2 protein-coding genes are annotated in these 1,487 nt (G+C 40.3%); one reads left to right on the forward strand and one right to left on the reverse strand.

Going from position 1 to position 1,487, the window contains the following annotated elements; all coding sequences use genetic code 11:
• On the reverse strand, positions 1-479 hold a 479-nt coding region (locus PX484_RS18400), incomplete at its 3' end, for a universal stress protein (RefSeq protein ID WP_288105040.1).
• Positions 480-1,088: 609 nt separating this feature from the next.
• Between PX484_RS18400 and PX484_RS18405 the strand changes: the two genes are divergently transcribed.
• Positions 1,089-1,475, forward strand: a complete 387-nt coding sequence (locus PX484_RS18405; RefSeq protein WP_002801899.1) for a hypothetical protein — start codon at positions 1,089-1,091, stop codon at positions 1,473-1,475.
• Positions 1,476-1,487 lie beyond the last annotated feature (12 nt).

Below are 1,487 nucleotides of genomic sequence, written 5' to 3' on the forward strand. Positions count from 1 at the left end.
TAATTACTGACACTACCTAAGATTAACTCAGATAAACCCGATCGACCGTGACGACCAACAATAATTAAATCTATCCCCTCTTGCTGGGCAACTTGACAAATTTTCTGGCCCGGATCACCGATATAATAATCAGCCCGGGCTGTGATATTATCTTCCTTAGCTCGATCAACTAAACCGTTTAACCAGGCTTGTAATTCCGCCTGCATTTCTTCGGTGATTTGTTGTTCCAAGGCGATCATATCGGGGGGATAACCGCCACCATAACCGATCAGATTACCATAAATAAAAGTTTCCGTGTAGGGAGTCAAAGGTTTGGACAGACTATAAATAATCCGCAACTCACTAGCGTAGGTTTTTGCTAAGAGGATGGCCGTATTCAATACCTCTGGAGTGACATCTTGATAATCCACAGCCACGAGAATTTTATTATAGAGTTTGTTGGTATCCCGATCGACTGAGAGTGTTTCCGTATTATTCATAGAATTAACCTCCTCGATAGCAGATAACTTCAGGGTTGAAGTTGCCTTTTTCCCATCGGCTGCCAGCAATACTCTGGGGAAATAGTCAAAAATTGCTGAAAGCTGATGACTGATGGTTGACGCTCCCCTACCTCTAGTGTGACATTTTTCGGATAATCTAGCTGAATTACCAAGAAAATTAACAATTTACCCTACTGTCACCCCCTCTTCTGCTCCAAGCACCCATCATTTGTTGATACATATCATAGTCAGAACAGGATCAAGATTACATCTATATTGGCGCTAATGGGGGATGATACATTGAAAGCGGATGTTTAAAGCTGTCCTGGCGTGTGAACCTCTTACAAATAGATTATATTTATAGATGTTAGTTCTTTTACACGCCTTTTTTTCCCTTTTTAACCCCAAATCCGTTTTTAAGCAGAAGTTATTCAAAGAGGGCGAATACAATTCGCCCCTACAATAAATAATATTATCGCGCCAATGGTAGGGGCGCACTGCGTGCGCCCAAAATGTCATCTAGATATTTCGACCAAATTGAGATGCAGCCTTTGCCAAGGGCAGCTAAAGTGTATAATCCAATTAGAGCGAGTTCTAAACCAACAACTTATGATTAGTCGCTACATTGTTGCATGGCTCCCGATGATCGTAATAGGAATTAGTAACGGTATCCTCAGAGAAAGCACCTACGGAAAATATCTCGATGAACTACGCGCTCATCAAATTTCTACCCTGACAGGAATCCTTTTTTTTAGTCTTTATATTGGCACTCTTGTCTATTTTTGGGGTCTAGAATCCTCCATTCAAGCAATTACTATCGGTTTAATTTGGTTACTATTAACAGTGGGTTTTGAGTTTCTGTTTGGTCATTTTATCGCCGGTCACTCTTGGTCAAGATTAGGGCAAGATTATAATCTTTTAGCGGGACGAGTTTGGATTTTGGTTCTCTTGGTCATTACTTTTGCTCCTCTACTATTTTATCAACTTTTTTCTTAATTATGAAAGCTA

The sequence above is a fragment of the Microcystis sp. M49636_WE2 genome (assembly GCF_030065375.1).
GTDB lineage: Bacteria > Cyanobacteriota > Cyanobacteriia > Cyanobacteriales > Microcystaceae > Microcystis > Microcystis aeruginosa_C.

Excerpts from the sequence above, each read along its gene's own strand:
- PX484_RS18405 (WP_002801899.1), top strand. The coding sequence starts at position 1,089 with ATGATTAGTCGCTACATTGTTGCATGGCTCCCGATGATCGTAATAGGA.